This is a genomic window from Streptomyces sp. CNT372 (assembly GCF_000377145.1).
In genome coordinates, this window is record NZ_KB897778.1 from 289,125 (window position 1) to 309,465 (window position 20,341).

The 20,341-nt window shown below is 73.6% G+C and carries 16 protein-coding genes; 8 read left to right on the forward strand and 8 right to left on the reverse strand.

Features of this window, described 5'->3' with window-relative positions; all coding sequences use genetic code 11:
* Window positions 1-162: 162 nt before the first annotated feature.
* The 3 genes from C593_RS0106625 to C593_RS0106635 all read left to right on the forward strand — a co-directional run bounded on the left by C593_RS0106625 (window position 163) and on the right by C593_RS0106635 (window position 4,746).
* The gene (locus tag C593_RS0106625; RefSeq protein ID WP_018846512.1) at window positions 163-1,296 is read left to right on the forward strand and encodes an acyl-CoA dehydrogenase family protein; all 1,134 of its coding nucleotides are present in this window, start codon (window positions 163-165) and stop codon (window positions 1,294-1,296) included.
* Window positions 1,297-1,540: 244 nt separating this feature from the next.
* A complete protein-coding gene (locus tag C593_RS0106630; RefSeq protein WP_018846513.1) occupies window positions 1,541-3,064 on the forward strand; it encodes an NDP-hexose 2,3-dehydratase family protein in 1,524 nt (507 codons plus the stop codon).
* On the forward strand, window positions 3,061-4,746 hold the full coding sequence (locus C593_RS0106635) for an MFS transporter (protein ID WP_018846514.1): 1,686 nt from the start codon (window positions 3,061-3,063) through the stop codon (window positions 4,744-4,746). Before C593_RS0106630 ends, C593_RS0106635 begins: the two co-directional genes overlap by 4 nt.
* Window positions 4,747-5,105: 359 nt before the next feature.
* On the opposite strand, the gene C593_RS0106640 is transcribed toward C593_RS0106635, so the two are convergent.
* From C593_RS0106640 to C593_RS0106655, 4 genes are all read right to left on the reverse strand, one after another.
* The gene (locus tag C593_RS0106640; protein ID WP_018846515.1) at window positions 5,106-5,513 is read right to left on the reverse strand and encodes a hypothetical protein; all 408 of its coding nucleotides are present in this window, start codon (window positions 5,511-5,513) and stop codon (window positions 5,106-5,108) included.
* A gap of 256 nt (window positions 5,514-5,769) precedes the next feature.
* Window positions 5,770-7,032, reverse strand: coding sequence for an FAD-dependent oxidoreductase (locus tag C593_RS0106645; protein ID WP_018846516.1), 1,263 nt, complete (start codon window positions 7,030-7,032; stop codon window positions 5,770-5,772).
* Window positions 7,032-7,355 (reverse strand): 2Fe-2S iron-sulfur cluster-binding protein, encoded by a 324-nt coding sequence (locus tag C593_RS0106650; protein ID WP_018846517.1) that lies wholly within the window; start codon window positions 7,353-7,355, stop codon window positions 7,032-7,034. Before C593_RS0106650 ends, C593_RS0106645 begins: the two co-directional genes overlap by 1 nt.
* Window positions 7,356-7,553: 198 nt before the next feature.
* On the reverse strand, window positions 7,554-8,783 hold the full coding sequence (locus C593_RS0106655; protein ID WP_018846518.1) for a cytochrome P450: 1,230 nt from the start codon (window positions 8,781-8,783) through the stop codon (window positions 7,554-7,556).
* 122 nt (window positions 8,784-8,905) lie between these two features.
* On the opposite strand from C593_RS0106655, the gene C593_RS0106660 reads away from it, so the two are divergent.
* Window positions 8,906-10,087 carry a CaiB/BaiF CoA transferase family protein gene (locus C593_RS0106660; protein WP_018846519.1) on the forward strand — a complete coding sequence of 394 codons (1,182 nt, stop codon included), beginning with the start codon at window positions 8,906-8,908 and terminating at the stop codon, window positions 10,085-10,087.
* A 13-nt stretch (window positions 10,088-10,100) separates the two neighbouring features.
* Here the strand turns inward: C593_RS0106660 and C593_RS0106665 are convergent, their stop codons facing one another.
* The 3 genes from C593_RS0106665 to C593_RS0106675 all read right to left on the reverse strand — a co-directional run bounded on the left by C593_RS0106665 (window position 10,101) and on the right by C593_RS0106675 (window position 13,726).
* On the reverse strand, window positions 10,101-11,420 hold the full coding sequence (locus tag C593_RS0106665; protein WP_018846520.1) for a UDP-glucose dehydrogenase family protein: 1,320 nt from the start codon (window positions 11,418-11,420) through the stop codon (window positions 10,101-10,103).
* A gap of 67 nt (window positions 11,421-11,487) precedes the next feature.
* The gene (locus tag C593_RS0106670) at window positions 11,488-11,928 is read right to left on the reverse strand and encodes an NUDIX domain-containing protein (protein ID WP_018846521.1); all 441 of its coding nucleotides are present in this window, start codon (window positions 11,926-11,928) and stop codon (window positions 11,488-11,490) included.
* A 31-nt stretch (window positions 11,929-11,959) separates the two neighbouring features.
* Window positions 11,960-13,726 (reverse strand): asparagine synthetase B family protein, encoded by a 1,767-nt coding sequence (locus tag C593_RS0106675; protein ID WP_018846522.1) that lies wholly within the window; start codon window positions 13,724-13,726, stop codon window positions 11,960-11,962.
* 244 nt (window positions 13,727-13,970) lie between these two features.
* Here C593_RS0106675 and C593_RS0106680 point away from each other — a divergent pair, with 244 nt between their 5' ends.
* Window positions 13,971-15,362, forward strand: a complete 1,392-nt coding sequence (locus C593_RS0106680) for an NsdA family TPR-like regulatory protein (protein ID WP_018846523.1) — start codon at window positions 13,971-13,973, stop codon at window positions 15,360-15,362.
* A gap of 110 nt (window positions 15,363-15,472) precedes the next feature.
* On the opposite strand, the gene C593_RS0106685 is transcribed toward C593_RS0106680, so the two are convergent.
* Complete coding sequence (locus tag C593_RS0106685) at window positions 15,473-16,015, reverse strand: hypothetical protein (RefSeq protein ID WP_018846524.1); 543 nt, start codon at window positions 16,013-16,015, stop codon at window positions 15,473-15,475.
* A gap of 136 nt (window positions 16,016-16,151) precedes the next feature.
* Here C593_RS0106685 and C593_RS0106690 point away from each other — a divergent pair, with 136 nt between their 5' ends.
* The 3 genes from C593_RS0106690 to C593_RS28980 all read left to right on the forward strand — a co-directional run bounded on the left by C593_RS0106690 (window position 16,152) and on the right by C593_RS28980 (window position 20,315).
* Entirely contained in the window at window positions 16,152-17,297 is a 1,146-nt protein-coding gene (locus tag C593_RS0106690) for an epoxide hydrolase family protein (RefSeq protein WP_018846525.1), read from the forward strand.
* A 112-nt stretch (window positions 17,298-17,409) separates the two neighbouring features.
* On the forward strand, window positions 17,410-17,910 hold the full coding sequence (locus tag C593_RS0106695) for a hypothetical protein (RefSeq protein WP_018846526.1): 501 nt from the start codon (window positions 17,410-17,412) through the stop codon (window positions 17,908-17,910).
* Window positions 17,911-18,155: 245 nt separating this feature from the next.
* On the forward strand, window positions 18,156-20,315 hold the full coding sequence (locus tag C593_RS28980; RefSeq protein ID WP_018846527.1) for an amino acid adenylation domain-containing protein: 2,160 nt from the start codon (window positions 18,156-18,158) through the stop codon (window positions 20,313-20,315).
* Window positions 20,316-20,341: the final 26 nt, after the last annotated feature.

Here is a 20,341-nt window from a genome sequence, read left to right on the forward strand (position 1 = left end):
CCCGCGCGCCGTACCGGCACCGAACCCGCGCGCCGTACCGGCACCGAACCCGCGCGCCGTACCGGCACCGAACCCGCGCGCCGTACCGGCCCCGTCGCAAGGCACCCGCGCGAGCCGCCCCACCCCCACCCCGATCCGTTCCCCAGCCAGGAGGTCACGAGGATGTCCGCCGACGACATACAGCAGCCGGACACCGGCACGGTCACCGTCGCCGCCGAGGCCGTGCGCGCCCTCGCGGCCCGCCACGCCGCCGACGCCGACAGCAGCCGCAAGCTCGCCCGCGAGGTCGCCGACGCGGTCCGCGACGCCGGGTTCGCCCGTCACTTCGTCGGCCGCGAACACGGCGGCAGCGAAGGCACGTTCGCGGAGCTGACCGAGGCGGTCGCCACCGTCGCCCGGTCCTGCGCGTCCACCGCCTGGTACGCCTCGCTGGCCGCCTACTCCGGCCGGATCGCCTCCCACCTTCCGCGGGAGGGCCGCGAGGCCCTGTGGGCCGACGGCCCGGACACCGTGATCGCCACCGCCCTGATGCCCGCCGGCCGGGCCGTCCGCGCCGAGGGCGGCTGGCGGCTGACCGGACGCTGGGGATACGTCAGCGGCATCGACTTCGCCGACTGGGCCCTGGTCTGCGCCGTCGTCCCGGCCGCCGGCGGCGAAGGGCCGCCCGCCATGCGGTTCTTCGCCCTCCCGTGGGGCACCTGGACCGTCGACAACACCTGGGACAGCGTCGGCATGCGGGCCACCGGCAGCCACACCGTCAACGTCCAGGACATCCTGGTCGCCGACCACCTCTCCTTCGACCGGACCGAACTCCTCACCGGCCGCAACAGCTCCTCCGACCGGCCCGTCCACAACGTGCCCCTCCAGGCCGTCGCCGGACTGCCCTTCGTCGCCCCCGTCGTCGGCTCCGCCCTCGGCGCCCTGGACGCGGCCGCCGCGACCGTCACCGGCCGCCGCCGGACCCCCGCCAACGAGGTGAAGCTCGTCCGCGCGGCCGGTCTGATCGCCGCGGCCCGGCTCCTCGTCGAGGAGAACGCCGCCACCGCCGACACCCACCGGCTCGACCGCGGCCTGCTGGCCCGTGCCGAGCGCAACGCCACCACCGCCGCCGAGATCCTCCGCGACGCGGCCGGGCTGCTCGTCGCCCTCGCGGGCACCGGCGGACTCGGCGAGGCCCATGAACTCCAGCGCCACTGGCGGGACATCACCTCCGCCACCAGCCATGTCGCGCTCCAGTACGAGACCTCCGCGGCGAAGAGCCACGCCACCGCGCTCCTGGGCCCCGCCCCGGAGTGAGGCGCAGGCCGCGCGGCCCGGGGCCCGCCGGCCCCACCCCCTCCGGGCGGCGGCGCCCTGCCCGTCCGACCACCCCACCCACCGACCCGCTCGCTCAGGGAGCACGCGCGCCCGGCGGATCCGTACGGCGGCTCCCGGAACCACCGTTCCGGGAGGCCCCAATGGACCGGGGGACGTCCGGCCGCCGCCGGACACCCCGGGGCCGGGCACACCCCAGCCGCTTGACCACCCATAGGAGCCTGCCATGTCCACCGCCGTCCACGCGGGGCCCGCCGGCGCGGGAACCCTGCTGCGCCCGCCGTCCACGGCCCTGCCGCCCGGGGCCCTCCCGCCGTCCCCCGACACCGGCCCGCCGCTGGCGCCCCGCCTCGCCCGCTCCGCCGCGGCCACCGGCGCGGGGGCGTTCATCCGGACCGAGGAGATCGCCGACTGGTTCGAGGAACGCAGACGCGCCCACCACTTCGCCGTCCGGCGCATCCCCTTCGCCGAGCTCACCGGCTGGTCCTTCCGGCCCGGCACCGGGAACCTCGGCCACGACAGCGGACGGTTCTTCACCGTCGAGGGGCTGCGGGTCGGCGTCGACGGCGGACCGTACCGGAGCTGGCAGCAGCCCATCATCAACCAGCCCGAGGTCGGCGTCCTCGGCATCCTGGCCAAGGAGTTCGACGGCGTCCTGCACTTCCTGATGCAGGCCAAGATGGAGCCCGGCAACCCGAACCTGCTCCAGCTCTCGCCCACGGTCCAGGCCACCCGCAGCAACTACCTCAAGGTCCACCGGGGCGCCTCCGTCCCCCATCTGGACCGCTTCCTGGAGCCCGAGCGGACCGGCGGACGCGTCCTCGCCGACGCCCTCCAGTCCGAGCACGGCGCCTGGTTCTTCCGCAAGAGCAACCGGAACATGATCGTCGAGATCTTCGACGACATCCCTCCGCACGACGACTTCCGCTGGCTCACCCTCGGCCAGATCGGCGAACTCCTGCACCGCGAGAACTTCGTCAACATGGACGCTCGTTCCGTCCTCGCAGGCGCCCCGATCACCGACCCCGCCGACCCGGCCGACCTCGGGGCGGTCCGCTCCGGCACCGAGCTGCTGTCCTGGTTCGCCGCCGAACGCTCCCCGTACGTCCTCGCCGAGCGCATCCCGCTCGACGGGCTGGAGGGCTGGCGGCGCGACGACTGGCACCTGGAACGCGACGACCAGCGCTTCTTCCGGGTGGTCGCGGTCGCCGTGCAGGCCGGCAGCCGGGAGGTCACCGGCTGGAGCCAGCCGCTGATCGAGCCCATCGGCCGAGGCGTCGCCGCCTTCGTCGTGCGCCGCTTCCATGGCGTTCCGCACGTCCTGGTGCAGGCCCGCACCGAGGCCGGGCTCAACCACGGGGTGGAACTCGCGCCGACCGTGCAGTGCGTCCCCGAGAACCACGCCCAGCTCTCCGGCGACGACCGTCCGCTCTTCCTCGACACCGTGCTCGGCGCGAGCCAGGACCGCGTCCACTACGAGGCCGTCCTCTCCGAGGAGGGCGGACGCTTCCTCGACGCGGAGAGCCGCTATCTGATCGTCGAGGCGCCCGAAGCGGCGGCCGACGGCCGGTCCGAGGTCCCGGACGTCCCGCCGCCCGGCTACCAGTGGGCCACCCCCGCCCAGCTCGGCGCACTCGCCCGGCACGGCTACTACCTCAACGTCCAGGCCCGCACGCTGCTCTCGGTCATCGGCAGCGGCGCGGCGGGCCCGGCACTGAACCCCCGAAGTCCGTACGGAGGAACCTCATGACCGAAGCAGCCCGGCCCACCGCACCCGTCCCCCGGGCAGGCAGGCGGGAATGGACCGGACTCGCCGTCCTGGCGCTGCCCACCCTGCTGATCTCGATGGACGTCACGGTCCTGTACCTGGCCGTCCCGCAGCTCAGCGCCGACCTGGCCCCCAGCAGCTCCCAGCTGCTGTGGATCCTGGACGTCTACGGCTTCCTCGTCGCGGGCTTCCTGATCGCCATGGGCGTCATCGGCGACCGGATCGGACGGCGGCGGCTCCTGCTGGTCGGCGCCGCCGCGTTCGGCGTCGCGTCCCTGGTCGCGGCCTGGTCGACGAGCGCGGAGATGCTCATCGCCAACCGGGCGCTGCTGGGCATCGCGGGCGCCACCCTGATGCCGTCCACGCTGGCCCTGATCCGCAACATGTTCCAGGACCCGCGCCAGCGCACGGGCGCCATCGCCGTGTGGATGTCCAGCTTCACCGTCGGCATGACCCTGGGCCCGCTGGTCGGCGGCGCCCTGCTGGAGCACTTCTGGTGGGGCTCGGTCTTCCTGCTCGGCGTCCCGCCGATGCTCCTGCTGCTGGTCGTCGGCCCGATCCTGCTGCCCGAGTACCGCGACCCGGCGCCGGGGCGCCTCGACGTGCCCAGTGTGGCGCTGTCGGTGGCCGCCATGATCGGCCTGGTGTACGGCGTCAAGGAACTGGCCAAGGACGGCCTCGCCCCGGTGCCGGCGCTGGTCCTGGCGACGGGCCTGCTCCTCGGGTACGTCTTCGTGCGCCGGCAGCGCGCCCTCACCGACCCGCTGCTCGACCTGCGGCTCTTCGCGGACCGCGCGTTCAGTGCCTCGCTGACCACGCTGACGCTGTCGCTGTTCGCGATGTCCGGACTGTTCTTCTTCCTGTCCCAGTACATGCAACTCGTGCTGGGGCTCTCGCCGTTCGAGGCGGGTCTGTGGACGCTGCCGCAGACAGCCGCGATGATCGGGGCCGCGGCGGTGACCCCGGCCCTGGTCAAGCGGTCCCGGCCGGCCTTCGTGATGGGCGGCGGCCTGGTCGTCGCGGCGGTCGGCTTCCTGATGTTCACCCTGCTGGACGGCTCCGACGACCTGGGGCTGATGGCCGCGGGCACGGTGGTCTTCGCGCTGGGGATCAGCCCGATGTCGATCCTGGGCGTCGACATGATCGTGGGCGCGGCGCCGCCCGAGCGCGCGGGGGCCGCCTCCGCGATCTCGGAGACCAACCAGGAGTTCGGCATGGCGATCGGCGTCGCCGTCCTCGGCAGCGTCGGTACGGCGGTGTACCGGGCGCAGCTCACGGACACGATGCCGTCCGGAGTGCCGGAGGCGGTCGCGGAGACCGCCCGGGACACCCTCGGCGGCGCCCTCGGCGCGGCGGGCTCCCTGCCGGGTGACGCGGGCGCGGCCCTGGTCGCGGCGGCGCGGGCCGCCTTCGTGGACGGGCTGCACGTGAACGCGGTCATCGGCGCGGTGCTGGTGGTGCTGGCGGCCGTCCTCGTCGTCCTGATGCTCCGGGACGTGGAGCCGGTCGACCCGGAAACGGCGGAGGCGGCGGCCGCGGAGGCGGCAGCCGGGGGACGCCCGGCCGACTCGGACCGGGCTCCCGCGGAGGCGTCCGCCGGGCCGGGTGACGCGGGGACACCGGCGTCCCCGGACCCGGCGCACCGCTCGGACGTCCCCGTCTGACGCGCCCCGTCCTGATACGGGCCCCGTTACCGGCCCCGGCCCCGACCCCGAGCTCCCCGGGGTCGGGGCCACGGGCGTTGCGGGCGCGGCCGAGGGCGTCGGGGGTGGGCGCTCGTACGTCGAGCGGGCTGTGGGTCCGGGCCGGGCGTCCGCCCCGGGCGCGACCAGGGGCGAGCGCCCCCGCCGGGGAGACCGTCCGCGGGTTCCGGGCCGGGCGTCGGCCCCGTTCCGGGCCGGCGAGTGGGCCGAAGGGCGCGCGGGTGCCGCAAGGGAGGCCGCGCGCAGGCGCCGAGGAACGAGGTGCCGAGCACGGCAGACCGTCGGGACCCGCTGAAAGCGCCCGGAGGCGAACCGAGCCCTCAAGAAGAAGCAGCGGCCCGTGCTCGCAGGGAGACGTGCTTGGTGCGCAGGACACGGCCGGTGGTGCTGTCGCGGACCACGGAGGTGCCCGTGCTGTGGAAGGTGTCCCCGTCGAGGACGGCCAGTTGGTCGATGTCCACCCAGGCGACGCATGCGCCCCCCGCCGGGCCGCGCTCGTCGTAGAGGGGTTCCGCGACGCGGAAGGCGAAGCTCCCCGGCCCGGCCGGGTCCCAGTGGCCGGCGCCGCCGGTGGAGAGGAAGGCGCGGCCGTCCGCGGTGAGGTGGAGGACCACCTCCGAGGTCTCCGTCCCCCGGTGCACCCTGGCCGCCCAGGCTCCGACGGGCGCGGTCGCGGGGAGGTCGGCGTGGAGGGCGGCGCGGGGTTCCGTACGCGAGGTGGTTGCCATGGGTCCAGCGTCACGCAGCCACCTCGAACGCCTGTCGAGCCCCCGTTGAATTCCGGCCATCGGACAGCCATGTTCCGGCCATCGTGGTCAAGCGCCGAGTGCCGAGCGCGGAGTGCCGAGTGCCGAGCGCGGAACGCCGTACGCCGGAACGCCCTACGCCGGGAAGCCGGGAAGCCGGGACGCCGTGCGCCGGGAAGCCGGGCCGCCCCTCGGGGCGGCCCGGCTTCCCGGTCCGGATACGGCCGGGCCGTCGCCGCTACTGCGGCTGCCGCGCCCGCTGGAACGCCTTCAGGTCGAAGTCCGGCCCGGCCACCTCCGCCGGCCCCGGCAGCGCCTCCCCGCCCTCCGCCAGAAGCCGGCGGGTGATCATGTGGTCGGCGGGGCGGTTGACCGACTCCGTGCCGAGCAGCCGCTCCCCGGCGAAGCAGAACACCGAGAAGCGCCCGCCGGCCACGTCCCCGGACACCACCGTGCGGTCGTGCCCGGCGGTGATGCCCGCGAGCTGCACCCGCAGCCCGCACTGCTCGGTCCAGAACCACGGCACCGCGGCGTACGGCCCCGGCGCGTCCCCGCAGATCGCGCCCGCCACGCTGCGCGCCTGGTCGGAAGCGTTCTGCACGGACTCCAGCCGCAGCGGGCGGCCCGCGTGCGGGCTCGGGAAGCGGGCGCAGTCCCCGATCGCGTACACGGACCGGTCCGCAGTCCGCAGCGTCGCGTCGACGAGGACGCCGTCGCCCACCGGAAGCCCCGCGTCCGCGGCGAGTTCGGTACGCGGCAGGACGCCGACGCCCATCACGACCACGTCCGCCGCGACGCGCTCCCCGCCGTCCAGCTCGGCGACCCGCACCCGGCCGGCGCCGTCGCCGTGCAGGGCCAGGACCTCGCGGCGGGTCAGGATCCGGGTGCCCCGGGCGCGGTGCTCGGCGGTCAGGTGCTCGGCCAGGGCCGCGCTGGCGGACCGCTCCATGACCCGCGCCCCCGCCTCGACGACCGTGACCTCCAGGCCCAGCAGCCGTGCCGTGGAAGCGAGTTCGAGCCCGACGAAGCCCGCGCCGACGACCAGAAGCTGCGCCCCGGGCCGCAGTTCCGCGCGCAGCGCGAGGGCGTCCCGCAGATCGCGCAGGGTGTGCACGCCGGCCAGCGAGGCGCCGGGCAGCGGCAGCACCCGTGGCCGCGCGCCCGTCGCCAGCACGAGGTGGTCGTAGCGCAGCCGCACCCCGCGCCCGCCGCCCCGGGCGAGGGTCACCCGCTGGCCGCCCGGGTCGAGTTCGGTGACCGGCGTGCCGGTGATCAGCTCGATGTCCTGGGCCTCGTAGAACGACTGCGGACGCAGGTCCAGTTCGTCCGCCGGGGTGCTCCCGGTGAGGTACCCCTTGGACAGCGGCGGGCGCTGGTACGGAAGGGCGTCCTCCGCGCCGACCAGGGTGATCCGGCCGGAGAAGCCCCGGCTGCGCAGGGCGGCGGCGGTCTCGGTGCCGCCCTGCCCCGCGCCGATGACGACGACCGAGGACGCGCCCATCAGGACTGCGCCTCCGGCAGATGCACCAGCAGCCCGTCCATGTCGTCGGTGACGGGCAGCTGGCAGCTGAGCCGGCTGGTCTCGCGGCGGGGGCTGGCCGTGCCGTAGAGCACGTCGTCCTCCACCTCGTGCATGGGCGGCAGCGGCAGGGTGTTCGCCTCGTCGATGTAGACGTGGCACGTGCCGCACTGGGCGGAGCCGCCGCACTGCGCCTCGATGCCGTCGATGTTGTTGAGCTTCGCGCCGCGCATCACGGTGCCCGGGGAGGCGACGTCGACGACGGTGTCGGTGCCGTCCGGGCTCCGGTAGGTGATCTTGGCCATGGGTGTCCTCCTCGGACTCGGACCGTGCGTGTGCTGCCTGCCTGAGTGCTGTTCCTGACCGCGCGGGTTGTGACCGCGTCCCGGCCGCGGCCTGACCGCCGCGCGTCCCGGCCGCGGCCTGACCGCCGCGTGTCCGGACCGCGTTCCGGCCGCGTTCCGGCCGCTTGGCGCCGGCGGCCGCGTTCCGGTGGCGCGGCCTCACCACGTGATCGGCAGCTCCCACAGCCCGTAGATCACGGCACCCTCCTTGCGCGGGATCTCCGCGAACGGCTTGGCCAGCCGCAGGGTCGGGATGCGCTGGAACAGCTTGCTCCAGACGATCTCAAGCTCCAGCCGGGCCAGGTCCGCGCCGATGCAGTGGTGCACGCCGTGGCCGAACCCGAGGTGCTTGCGGCTGCCGCGGCTGAGGATGACCTTCTCCGGCTCCGGGAAGACCTCCGGGTCGCGGTTGGCGGCGAGACCGAGGCAGAGGATGCCGTCGCCCTTGCGGATGACCTCCCCGCCGATCTCAATGTCCTCCAGCGCGACGCGCGGCACCGCCGTGTCGCCGATGGTCGCGATCCGGATCAGCTCCTCCACGGCCGGCTTCACCAGGGAGGGGTCCGCCTTCAACTGCTCCAGCTGCTCCGGGTTCTCCAGCAGGCAGGCCGTGCCGAGGGAGATCTGGCTGGCGGTGGTCTCGTGGCCGCCGTTCATCAGCAGCCGGACCATGTTGAACAGGTCGCGGTCGGTGTACTCCTCGCCGGACGCCTCGTAGTCCGCCATCGCCCGGCTGAGCAGGTCCTCGCCCGGCTCCCGCTTCTTGAGCTGGATCAGGTCGTCGACGTACGCGTTGACCTCGACGATCGCGGCCTGGCGCTCCTCGGCGGAGCTGTGGCCGCCGAGGAGGGCGGTGCCGTGCTTGATGAAGAAGTCGTGCTTGTCGTGGGGTATGCCGAGGAGTTCGCAGATCACCGTCATCGGCACGGGCAGCGAGAACGCGTGGTGCAGGTCGACCGGCGGCGGCGAGGCCAGCATCCGGTCGATGTGCTCGTCGACGATCTCCTCGATGCGCGGGCGCAGCTTCTTCACCTGGCGGCTGGTGAAGGTGAGGGCCGCCTTGCGGCGGGTCCTGGTGTGCTCCTCGCCGTCGTAGCCGATGAAGGAGGTCTCGGTGCGGAACTCCGGCGGCGCGATGAAGTAGAAGGGGAAGTTGTCGTGCTTGCGCGAGGCGCTGACCCGGGGGTCGGTGAGCAGCTGACGGATCGTGTGGTAGCCGGTCACGGTCCAGATCCGCAGGCCGGAACCGGTCAGGGTGACCTGGGAGACGTCCTTCTCGATCATCTCCGGGTACTCGGGGGGCGTGCTGAACGGGCAGCCGCGCTGGTACGGGAAGGTCTTGGGCGCGGTCTCGGAATCGGTGCCGGACGGACTGGTGCTGGTCGTCATCGTCGTGAGTCCCTTCGGTCGGCATGGGCGGGCCGCAAGGCGAGCAGTGTCGCCCCGCGCCCTCAGCCCCTGATGGAGTCACGCTCAAGGGCACCTGAAGGCCCCGTTCCTAGCCTCCGGCCATGGAGACGGAGACACAGACACGTGGGATCGGCGGCCCGCTGAGCGGGCTGCGCGTCCTCGAACTCGCCGCTATCGGCCCCGCGCCGTTCGCCTGCATGCTCCTCGCCGACCTGGGGGCCGACGTCGTCCGCGTCGACCGGCCCGGCGCGCCCCGGGCGTTCGGCTCCTGGCACCGGGTGCTGGACCGGGGGCGCCGCTCGGTGGCCCTGGACCTCAAGGACCCGGCCGCGGTGGACGCCCTGCTCCGGCTGGTGGACGGCGCGGACGTCCTGGTGGAGGGCTACCGGCCGGGCGTCGCCGAGCGGCTGGGCGTCGGCCCGGCGGTCTGCCTCGCCCGCAACCCGCGCCTGGTGTACGGGCGGATGACCGGCTGGGGGCAGGACGGTCCGCTGGCGCGGGAGCCCGGACACGACATCAACTACCTGGCGCTCAGCGGCGCGCTGGACGCGATCGGACCCGCCGGCGGGCCGCCCGTCCTGCCGCTCAACCTCCTCGGCGACTTCGCGGGCGGCGGGCTGCCGCTCGCCTTCGGCATCCTCGCCGCCCTCCAGGAGCGCGGGCGCTCCGGGCGCGGCCAGGTCGTGGACAGCGCGATCGTCGACGGGACGGCCTCGCTGCTGGGCATGCTCGCGGCGACGGCCGCGGCGGGGGAGTGGCAGCCGGAACGCGGCACCAACACCCTGGACGGCGGGGCCCCGTTCTACGACGTGTACGCCTGCGCGGACGGCCGCCACATCGCGGTCGGCGCACTGGAGGACCGCTTCTACGCGGCGCTCCTGACCGGCCTCGGCCTGGACCCGGCCACCGTCCCCGACCGGTCGGACCCGGCCGCCTGGCCCGCCCTGCGGGAACGGTTCGCCGCCCGCTTCCGCACTCGCACCCGGGACGCCTGGGCCGCGGCCTTCGCGGGCACCGAGGCATGTGTGACGCCCGTCCTCACCCTCCACGAGGCGGAACGCCACCCGCACCACCGGGCCCGGGGCGTCCACATCGGCGCGGACGGCATCGTCCAGCCGGCCCCCGCCCCCCGCTTCGACCGCACCCCGCCCCCGCCCGTCCCGGCCCCGGCCCCGGCGGTGGGCGCGCACACGGACGAGATCCTGGCGGAGATCGGCCTCACGGCGGCGGACCTGAGTGGCCGCCGCACGGGCCGCCCGGAGCCGGCGACGGCGAGGGGGTGACGGGCGGGCCTGATCAGGCCCGCCCCAGGGACCTCACCAGCCACCCGGCCCCACGCCAGCGGCCCGCGTCCAAGGTGCCCCGGGCGTCGACGACCCGGGGGCTGTGAGTACGGACGGGAAGCCGCTCCGGAGCGACGCCGGAGAACTCCTCCCACTCGGTGAGGTGCAGCAGCAGATCGCAGTCGAGGACGGCGGTGACCGGGTCCTCGGCGTAGTCCAGTTCGGGGTGGCGCTTGCGGGCGTTGTCGAGGGCCTTGGGGTCGGTGACGGTCACGACGGCACCGAGCGCGTGGAGGGCCGCGGCGACGGCCAGGGCCGGTGAGTCGCGGATGTCGTCGGTCCCGGGCTTGAACGCCGCGCCCCATACGGTGATCCGCTTGCCGCGCAGGTCGGGGCCGAGTTCTTCGGAGGCCACGTCCAGCACACGCTGCCGCCGGCGGTCGTTGACGGCGCTCACTTCCCGGAGGATGCCGGCGGCTGCCGAGGCGTCGAGTTCCTCGGCGCGGGCGACGAAGCCACGCAGGTCCTTGGGCAGGCATCCGCCACCGAACCCGAGGCCGGGGTGCATGCCCTCATGGCCGATGCGGACGTCGTGGCCGAGGATCTCCGCGAGCGCGGAGACGTCCGCCCCGGATTTTTCGCAGATTTCCGCCATGGCGTTGATGAAGGAGATTTTGGTGGCAAGGAAGGAGTTCGCCGCGCCCTTGGCGAGTTCCGCGGTGGTCCAGTCCGTGACGATCGTCGGCACGCCGGCTCGGATGATCCCCTCGTAGGCCTGCCGCAGCAAGGTCTCGGCCAGGGAGTGCCGGGTGCCGAACCCGAGGACGAGCCGGTCGGGGCGGAGGGTGTCCTCGACGGCATGCGACTCCCTCAGGAACTCGGGATTCCAGGCGGTCTCGACGAGGTCGCCCGCGGGTGCGTGGTCGCGCAGGATCTCCGCGACGCGGGCTGCGGTGCCGACGGGGACGGTCGATTTGACCGCGACCACGGCCGGTGACGTCAGATGCACGGCCAGGAGGCGTACCGCCTCGAAGAGTTGCGTGAGGTCGTAGGCGTCACCACCCGGCAGCTGCGGGGTGCCGACTCCGACGAAGTGGAGGGCGGCGAACTCGGCCGCCTCCCGGTAGGAGGCGGTGAACCTCAGCCGCCCGCTTGCTGTGTGCCTCGCGAGCAGATCGTCCAGGCCCTGCTCGAAGAAGGGCGCCCGGCCCGCGTTGAGGGCGTTCACCCTGTCGACATCGGAGTCCATGCCCACGACGTGGTGGCCCAGCTCGGCCATACAGGCGGCGTGGGTGGCTCCGAGGTATCCGCAGCCGATGACGGTCATCTTCATGGTGGGGAATGTCCCTTCGGGTCGGTCGTCGCCGGCCCGCCTCCCTTTTCCCGCAGATGCGGGGTGGTCAGGAGGGCCCGGCGGCGGCCAGGTGGTGACGGATCCCGTCCCGGATGAACGGCGGGATCGTGAGGGTATGGAGCTGTCCGGGGGCGAAGAACCGGAGTTCGACGCCCTCGGTGAGGGGGAGGGCCGAGGCGTCGCCGTCCCAGGCACAGGCGAAGAACGTGATGGTCTGACCCGAGCCCTGCTCGTCGGGGACCTCGAACAGCTCGGTCAGTTGCCGGACGGTGAGTCCGGCTTCCTCGTTCAGTTCGCGAGCGATGGCGGTGGCCGCTTCCTCGCCGGGCTCGCAGCCTCCGCCCAGCAGGCTCCAGTGGGCGGGCCATGCGATCCCCGGCAGGTCGTCGCGGAGGTGCAGGAGAAGTTCGCCACGGCGATTCGTGATGATGGCGACGGCGCCGCGGGGGGATCCCGGGCCCGGCCGCACGGAGGCGTCAATGGGCATCCCGACACGCTAACGGGCCGCTCCCGGGTCGTCATGCGGCGGCCCGTGTGGTCTGCTCGGCGAACCACGCGGCCGTCATCACGGCCTGCATGCGGGTCCGGTCGAACCGGCCGCCCCGGCCGAAACCCGTCTCCAGAAGGGGGCGGAAGGCAGTAGGAGCGTTCGCCAGGGCCGCCGTGATCCGGTCGTCGGCCCACTGCGCGAGCTCGCCGTTCAGCCATTCCGGAACCGGTGAGGCGAAGCCGAGCTTGTCCCGGCCCGCCCAGACCTCGCGCGGCAAACCGAGGACACGGGCCGCGTCGCGCAGGATCCGCTTGCCCCGGGCCGGGTCGGTGATCTTGTGCTCGACCGGGAGCCGGTAGCACAACTCGACCAGATCACGGGCGAGGTAGGGCGATCGCCGTTCGAGCGCGTGGGCGGAGGCGAGCTTGTCACTGGTCAGCACGAGCGGCCTCCAGGCCGTGGCCAGATCGACCATGGTCAGGGCGCGAGCCGGATCCCCGTCGGCCCGCGCCATCGCGTCGGCGACATGGGCTCCGATCCGCCCGTCCGGATCCGGCCCTCGCAGGATCAGCCTGGTCGCGGCCTCCGCCGGTGCGAGGACCTCGCCCGCCGTGTGCAGCAGCTTGGCCGCCAGCGGTCGGTACGCCGTCAGCCCGGCCCGCACAACGTCATCGGGGCCGAAGAGAACCAGAGCCTGACGGACATAGCCCATGAGGAACTCGTCGGGCCCGAGGCCGCCGACCACGACCCGCAGGCCCAGGTCGGCGATCGTCCGGTAGGCCATGTACTCCGAGAAGGTGGACGCGTTGCCCATCGGATAGTCCAAGGCCCGCATCAGGGCGGGTAACGCATGGCGGAAGTCGTCCGGATCCGGCTCGACGACCACCAGTTCGGCACCGATGTCGCGAGCGATCGCGGCGGCTGCCGCAGACTCGTCCAACCGGTCCTGCCCTCTGTAGCGGACGGTGACACAGATCGGGGGCCGCATCAGATGGGCGAGGACCGCCGAGTCGAGCCCGCCGGAGAGGAGAAGGGCGTAGTCGCACGCGGGAGCACGGAGGGGGATCTGTTCCGCCAACAGGGTCGCGAACTTCCCCAGCGCCTCGTCGTACGTGCCGGTAAACGGGGACCGGTCCGTCAGGCGCCACCAGGTCGCATGCTCGATCGAACCGGACGCGACATCGAAGGACAGCAGCGTTGCCGGCGCCAGGAGCTGGATGCCCTGAAACGGGGTGTCGACGCCGACGGGGGTCTCCAGTGCCGCTACCTCCGGTCGCAGGACCAGGGGCGCGGGTCCGTAGCCCGTCAGGGTGGACACCTCGGAGGCGAAGGCGAGCCGGCCGCCGTCCAGACGCCAGTAGAGAGGCTTCTCCCCCAGCCGGTCACGGGCCAGGAACAGTTTCGCCGAGCGGGGGTCGTAGACGGCAAGGGCGAACATCCCGTCCAGTCCCGCCAAGCAGGACGGCCCGATCCTCGCCCATGCCCGCAGCACGAAGTGGGCGTCCGACTCGCGCTCGCCCAACTCGATGCCCCAGGCGGCTGCCTGCGTACGCCAGTTGTAGATCTCTCCGTTGAAGGTGAGCAGCACTCCGGTGGCCGGGTCCAGGTACGGGCCCGGCTCGGCCTCGGGATCGACGACGAGCAGTGTGTTCATGGCCAGCACCCCGCGCCCGTCGCCGCTGGCGACTTGCCTGGTGCCGTCCGGGCCACGATGGCGCTGCGCCGCTCCCATCGCCGCGATCGTCCGCTCGTGCCGGGCGGCATCGCCGCCGGCCAGTCCTGCGATTCCGCACATCTGGTTCACCCCCGGGCATGAAGTCGTGGTGCCGATGACCGTCGGCGGTCTGCTCTGTGCCCGACGCGGTCCGGGCTTCATCACACCGGTTCGCACCAGGCGTCCACGAGGGCTCGCACGGGGGCTCACAACTCGCGAAACCGGTCCATCCGGGGCTCACGGGCACATACCCTCGGTGTCCCGCCGGGGAAGCCCTTCCGCCGTCGGTGGGCACAAGTCGCCGATCCGGTGGAGGAGGAGACGGGTGGCGTCGACCAGCCGCCGGCAGCGGCCGCCCAACGCGGACCTTGCCCGGTTCATCGAGGCAAGCGGCGCGAGCCGCAAGTCCCTCGCCTTGCGGGTCAACCAACTCGCGCAGCAGGCAGGTGTCGGGACGGACTACTCGCACACGTCCGTCGCGAACTGGTGCCGCAGAGGCATGGTGCCGAAGTGGCCGGTGCCGGTTCTGCTCGCCCAGGCACTCGCCGAGCGCCTCGGCCGACCGGTGTCTCCGTCCGATATCGGTATGGGCGACGCGCAGACACCGGGCGCGGAGGTGGGGTTGGATTTCCCCCGGGACCGTGGTGAGGCGGTCCGTGTGGCCACCTCGTTCTGGAGTTTCGTGAACCGCCGCGACTTCCTGACCGGATCCGGGTTCGCCGTCTCCGCGTTCAGCACCCCCGTCACCCGCTGGCTGGTCGCGCCGTCCGACGGGCCCGCCGACATGGCCGGGGGCAAGCAGGTCGGACGGGCCGATCTGGACGAACTCCGTGACGCGGCCGAGGAGGCCCGCCGCTGGGACTCCAAGTACGGCGGCGGGAACTGGCGGGCCGGCTCCGTCGCCGTCTGCCTCCAGCAGCGTGCTGCCCCGTTGCTGCGGGGCACTTTCAGCGACGACGTCGGGCGCGACCTGTTCTCCGTGACCGCCGAACTGTCCAGGCTGGCCGGGTGGACGGCGTTCGACGTCGGTCGGCACGACGCGGCCCAGCGGCACTTCATCCAGGCGCTGCGCCTGGCGAGAGCGGGCGGAGACGTGCAGCTGGGCTGCTACGTGTTGACCACGATGGCCATGCAGTCACTGTTGCGGGGCTTCGCCTCCGAGGCCGTCGACATGGCCCAGGGCGCGTACGAGCGGGCCAAGGGGCAGGCCGCGCCCCGGGTCCTGGCCTTCACACGGCTGATCGAGGCCCGTGCGCACGCCCGCACCGGAGACTCCCGGGCCGCCTCCCACGCCTTGGCCGGGTCGGAGGAACTCCTGGGCCGGGCGGACGCCGGGGGCTGGGACGAGCCCGCCTGGATCGACTTCTACCGTCACGCCCGTCTCTCCGCGGACGCCGCCGAGGTCTTCCGCGACCTGAGGAAGCCGAAGGCCGCCCTGGCCTGGAACCAGCAGGCCGCCGCGATGCCCCGGGGAGTTTTCACCCGCTCGGTCGGGATGCGGCTCGCGATCGTGGGGACGGCCCATCTCCAGGCGCGCGACCTCGACCGGGGCCTGGAACTCGGCCATCAGTCCGTGGACATCCTGGCCCGGGTGCGGTCCTCGCGGGCCAAGGACTACGTCCGCGAGTTCAGCACGGCGCTCGCGCCGTGGCGGCGGGAACCGCGCGTTCGTGCCTTCCTGCACCGCGGGGCCACGGAACTCGGCATCGACGGCTGACGACGGGGCCGAGCCGCGCACGCCGACGGGCCACGGGCTGGGTGCCCGTGGCCCGTAGGCGTTCCTCCGGTGTCGCGGTGTGCGGGTGTGCTGTCAGGCGGTCGGGGGTGTCACGCGCACGGCGCGCCGTTCGGCGGGCCCGTGCGGACCGCGGTGATGGAGACCGGGACCGTGGCCTGCACCGTGCCGTCGGCCGCGTGGACGGTGGAGACGCCCGAGCCCGCGAACGAGGCGCCCGTCTGCTCCGCCGACTGGGCGATGTCGACCCAGCCCTCGACCGTGCCGTTCGCGTCACGCCAGTACTCGCGTATGCCGTAGTCGAAGGCGGCCGGTCCGGTGCGGTGCCAGCGGCCCTTGCTCGCGCCGGCGGGGGAGACCAGGCACACCGAGCGGTCCGCGCCGAAGGACATCGTCACGTCGTACTGGGCGCCCTCGCGGACCACCGTCGCCGTCCAGGTGCCCACCGGGACGGCGAAACGAGGCGCGGGCGGCGCCGCGCCCGCCGGGCCGGCCATGGCCGGGAGGGTGAACACCGCGGCCCCCGCGAGCACCGTCGCCGCCAGGGCCAGGGGCCCGCGCCGTGTGCTCCGGCCGGTCCGTCCGCCGCCCCGCGCGGGGTACGACTTCGGCCACTTCCGTTGCGTCTGCCTCATCCGATTCATGGCGCGGAGTCTCACCTCCCGGCCTCTCACCGCACTCGACCGCTGCTGTAGGGGCCCGCCCTAGCGTCTGCGCCACCGCGACGGCGTACGCCCCGCGGACGGAACAAGCCACGGAGGAGGCCACGGGGTGAGCTCAGTCATCGAGCCCTACCGGGCGGACATCCCGCAGACCGCGCTCGACGAGCTCCGCGACCGGCTGCGCGCCACACGCTGGCCGGACCGGGAGACGGTGGACGACTGGTCCCAGGGCGCTCCCCTGGACCAGGTGCGGGGACTGTGCCGGCGCTGGGCGGAGGAGTACGACTGGCGGGCAACCGAACGCCGACTCAACACCTTCCCGCAGTACACCACCGAGATCGACGGCCTGCGCGTCCACTTCCTGCACGTCCGCTCGCCGCACCCGGACGCCGTGCCGCTGCTGCTGACGCACGGCTGGCCCAGCTCCGTCGTCGAGTTCCTGGACCTGATCCCGCAGCTCACCGACCCCGAGGACCCGGCCGACGCCTTCCATGTGGTCGTCCCGTCGCTGCCCGGCCACGGCTTCGGACCCGCGCCCACCACGGCCGGCTGGACCGTCGGCCGGATCGCCTCGGCCTGGGCCGGGCTGATGGAGCGACTCGGCCACGAGCAGTACATCGCGCACGGCGGAGACTGGGGCTCCTGGGTCTCCGCCGCCCTCGGCAGCACCGACGCCGCGCGCCTGCGGGGCATCCATCTGACGATGCCGCTCGCCCGGCCGCCGGAGCGGCAGATCCCGTTCGAGGAGCTGGACGAGCGCGACCGCGCCGCCATGGGCCGGATGCAGAGCTTCGGGAAGAACCGTTCCGGGTACGCGGCCATCCAGTCGACCCGGCCGCAGGCCCTCGGCTACGGCCTCGCCGACTCCCCAGCCGCCCAGCTCGCCTGGATCGTCGACCGGTTCTGGGAGTGGGCCGACCACGACGGCGACCTGGAGAAGGCGATCGGGGCCGACCGGCTGCTCGACATCGTGTCGATGTACTGGTTCGGCAACACGGGTGCCGCCTCGGCCCGCCTGTTCTGGGAGAGCTTCGAGTCGGAGCCGATGGCCGCGACCGCCGTGCCCACCGGCTGCTCGGTCTTCCCCAAGGACGCCTGGCTGCCGCGCGCCTGGGCGCGGGAGCGCTTCACCGAGCTGCGCTACTGGCGCGACCTGCCGGACGGCGGCCACTTCCCTGCCCTGGAACGGCCGGAGGTCCTGGCCGCCGAACTCCGCGCGTTCAACCGCGAGCTGGGCCGGCCGGCGGCGCGCTGAGCCGCGCCCCGGGCTGCCCTGCCCCCTGATCCGCACGGAGGCGTACGTCGCGCACGTACGTCTCGCATGCCTGTCATGCACGACCGATGATCATAGAAGGGACTCAGCGCACATGACTCAGCGCACGAAGAAGTACGGCATCCGGATCCTCGCCCCGGCGGTGGGGCTCGCGGCGGCGGCCGTCCTGGTCGCCCCGGCCGGCGCGGGGGCCGCCCCCTCGAACGGCTGGTACCACCGCAACTCCACGCCGGTGGGTACCTGGGAGGGCACCGTCGAGCACGCGCAGGGCACGGGCAATGTGACCCTGTCCTTCCAGCCGAACGGCGTGATGTGCCTGTCGTCCGGCGGCGGCCCGGAGGGCGGCGGCGAGGGCAAGGGCTACTGGAAGCCCACGGGGCCCAACACCTTCAGCTACCGCGTGAAGGAGCGCCTCTTCGAGGGTGACGGCACCACCGTGGGCTACGTCGACGTCAACCAGAAGGCCCTCCAGAGCGGGCACACCTTCAACAGCTCCGGCATATCGAAGATCTACGACGCGAACTACACCTTCCTGTTCGAGGCGGAGGCCAAGGTCAACGTCACGCGCGTGAGCCTGGTTCCCACCGTCTGCTGAATGCGGTAGGAGGCGAGAACGAGCGCGGCAGCGGAGGGTGCGGGCGGACGGGTGCGGCCGTCCGCCCGCACCCGTGTGCGTCGCCCCCATGTGCGCAGCGCACATGGGGGCGACGCATATGTGTTCCGCGCACACGGACTCCGCGCACACGATCGATTCGAGTGCCGGTCGAGCCCTCTGCCGCACCCTTGGTCCGGACATACCGGTATTCGGACCGGAATCCGTCTCTCCGAGGAGCGTACGCGGTGAATCCATTCGACAACCGGGACGGGCAGTTCCTGCTGGTGGCCGACGACGAAGGCCGGCACGCGCTCTGGCCCGCACCCCTGGCCGTGCCGGAGGGCTGGCGGACCGTCCACCGCGGCGGTCACACCGACTGCCTGGCCCGTGTGACGGAGCTGTGGAGCGACATGCGGCCGCTGAGTGTGGTGGCGGCCCACACGGCCGCGGCCGGCACCACGGCCGGCACCACGGCCGGCGCCTCCGCCGCCGACGCCACCTCCGGGCCGGACCGGCCCGCCTCCGCGGCCGAGCTCTTCGAGCAGCAGGCGGCCCGGTCGCCCGGTGAGACCGCCGTCGTCTTCGAGGACACCGAGCTGACCTACGCACAGCTCAACGCGCGCGCGAACCGTGTCGCCCACCGCCTGATAGCCCGGGGCGTCGGCCCGGAGGACGTCGTCGCGCTGCTGCTCCCGCGCTCCGCCGAGCTGGTCGTCGGCCTGCTGGCCATCCTGAAGACCGGCGCCGCCTACATGCCCGTGGACACCGAGTACCCGGAGCAGCGGCGCCAGTTGATGTTCGACCTGGCGCGCCCCGCGTGCGTGGTGGACGCCGGGCTGTTCGCCGCCCTGGAGGCCGAGGGGGAGGACCGGACCCCGGCGGGGAACCCGGTCGACGCCGACCGTGTCCGCCCGCTCACCCCCTCCGGCGCCGCGTACCTGATCTTCACCTCCGGATCCACCGGCGTCCCCAAGGGGATCGTCATGCACGACGCCGGACTGACGAATCTGCTGCGCTGGCAGCGCGGCGCCATCCCCGGCGGACCGGGCGTGCGCACCGCGCAGTTCGCCGCGATCGGCTTCGACGTCTCGGTGCAGGAGATCCTGTCCACGCTGGTCTCCGGCCGGACCCTGGTCGTCCCGCCGGACGGCATCCGCCGCGACCCCGAGGCCGTCGTCGCCTGGCTGGATCGCCACCGGGTGAACGAGCTGTTCGCGCCGACGGCGGTCCTGGACGCCCTGGTCGGCGCGGCCGCCGAGAACGGCAGTGAACTGCCGCACCTGACCGACGTCATCCAGGCCGGTGAGGCGCTGCACGTGGACGGCGGTCTGCGGGAGTTCGGCCGGCGCACGCCCTTCCGGCTGCACAACGAGTACGGGCCCGCCGAGACCCATGTGGTCCTCGCACACACCCTCTCCGCGGACGCCGCCGGCTGGCCTTCGTCCGTGCCCATCGGCACCGAGGTCACCGCGACCCGCTCCTATGTCCTCGACGAGAAGCTGGACCCGGTCCCCGACGGTGCCGCCGGCGAGCTGTACCTCGCGGGAGCCCAGGTCGCGCGCGGCTACTGGCAGCGGCCCGATCTGACCGCGCAGCGCTTCGTGCCCGACCCGTACGGCGGCCCGGGCGCGGTCATGTACCGCTCGGGGGACCTGGTGCGCAGGGGCGCGGACGGCGTGTTCGAGTTCCTCGGCCGGGCCGACGACCAGGTGAAGATCCGCGGCTTCCGGGTGGAGCCCGGCGAGGTCGAGGCGGTCCTGCTGGGGCACCCCGGGGTGGCCCAGTGCGCCGTCGTCGCGCGCCGGGACGAGGCGACCGGGCCCCGGCTCGTCGCGTACACGGTGGGCGAGGCCGACGAGGCCGCGCTCCGGGCGCACCTGGCGCATCTGCCGGACTACCTGGTGCCGTCCGCGTTCGTGCGGCTGGAGAGCTTCCCGCTCTCCCCGAACGGCAAGGTGGACCGGAAGAACCTGCCCGAGCCCGTCCGGGAGCCCGCCGCGGTGACCGCGCCGCGCAACGAGACCGAGGCGCTGTACTGCGCGATCTTCGCCGAGGTCCTGAAGGTGCCGGAGGTCGGCCCGGAGGACGACTTCTTCCGGCTGGGCGGCCACTCGCTGCTCGCGACCCGGCTGACCGCCCTGATCCGCCGGCGTACGGGCACCTCGGTGCCGTCCCGCCGGGTGTACGACGCGCCCACCCCGGCGGCGCTCGCGGCGCTGACCGGTGACGTCGCCGCCACACAGGCGTCCGCCGCACAGGTCGGCACCACACAGGCTCCCGCCACACAGGTTGGCACCACACAGCCGGCCGCGGCTGCCCAGGTGATCCCCACACAGCCCGCCGCCACACAGCCCGCCGCCACACGGGCTCCCGCCCCGGCGACCGCCCAGCCGGTCGGCGTCTGACCGGGTGCGGGCCCGGCCTCCGGGCC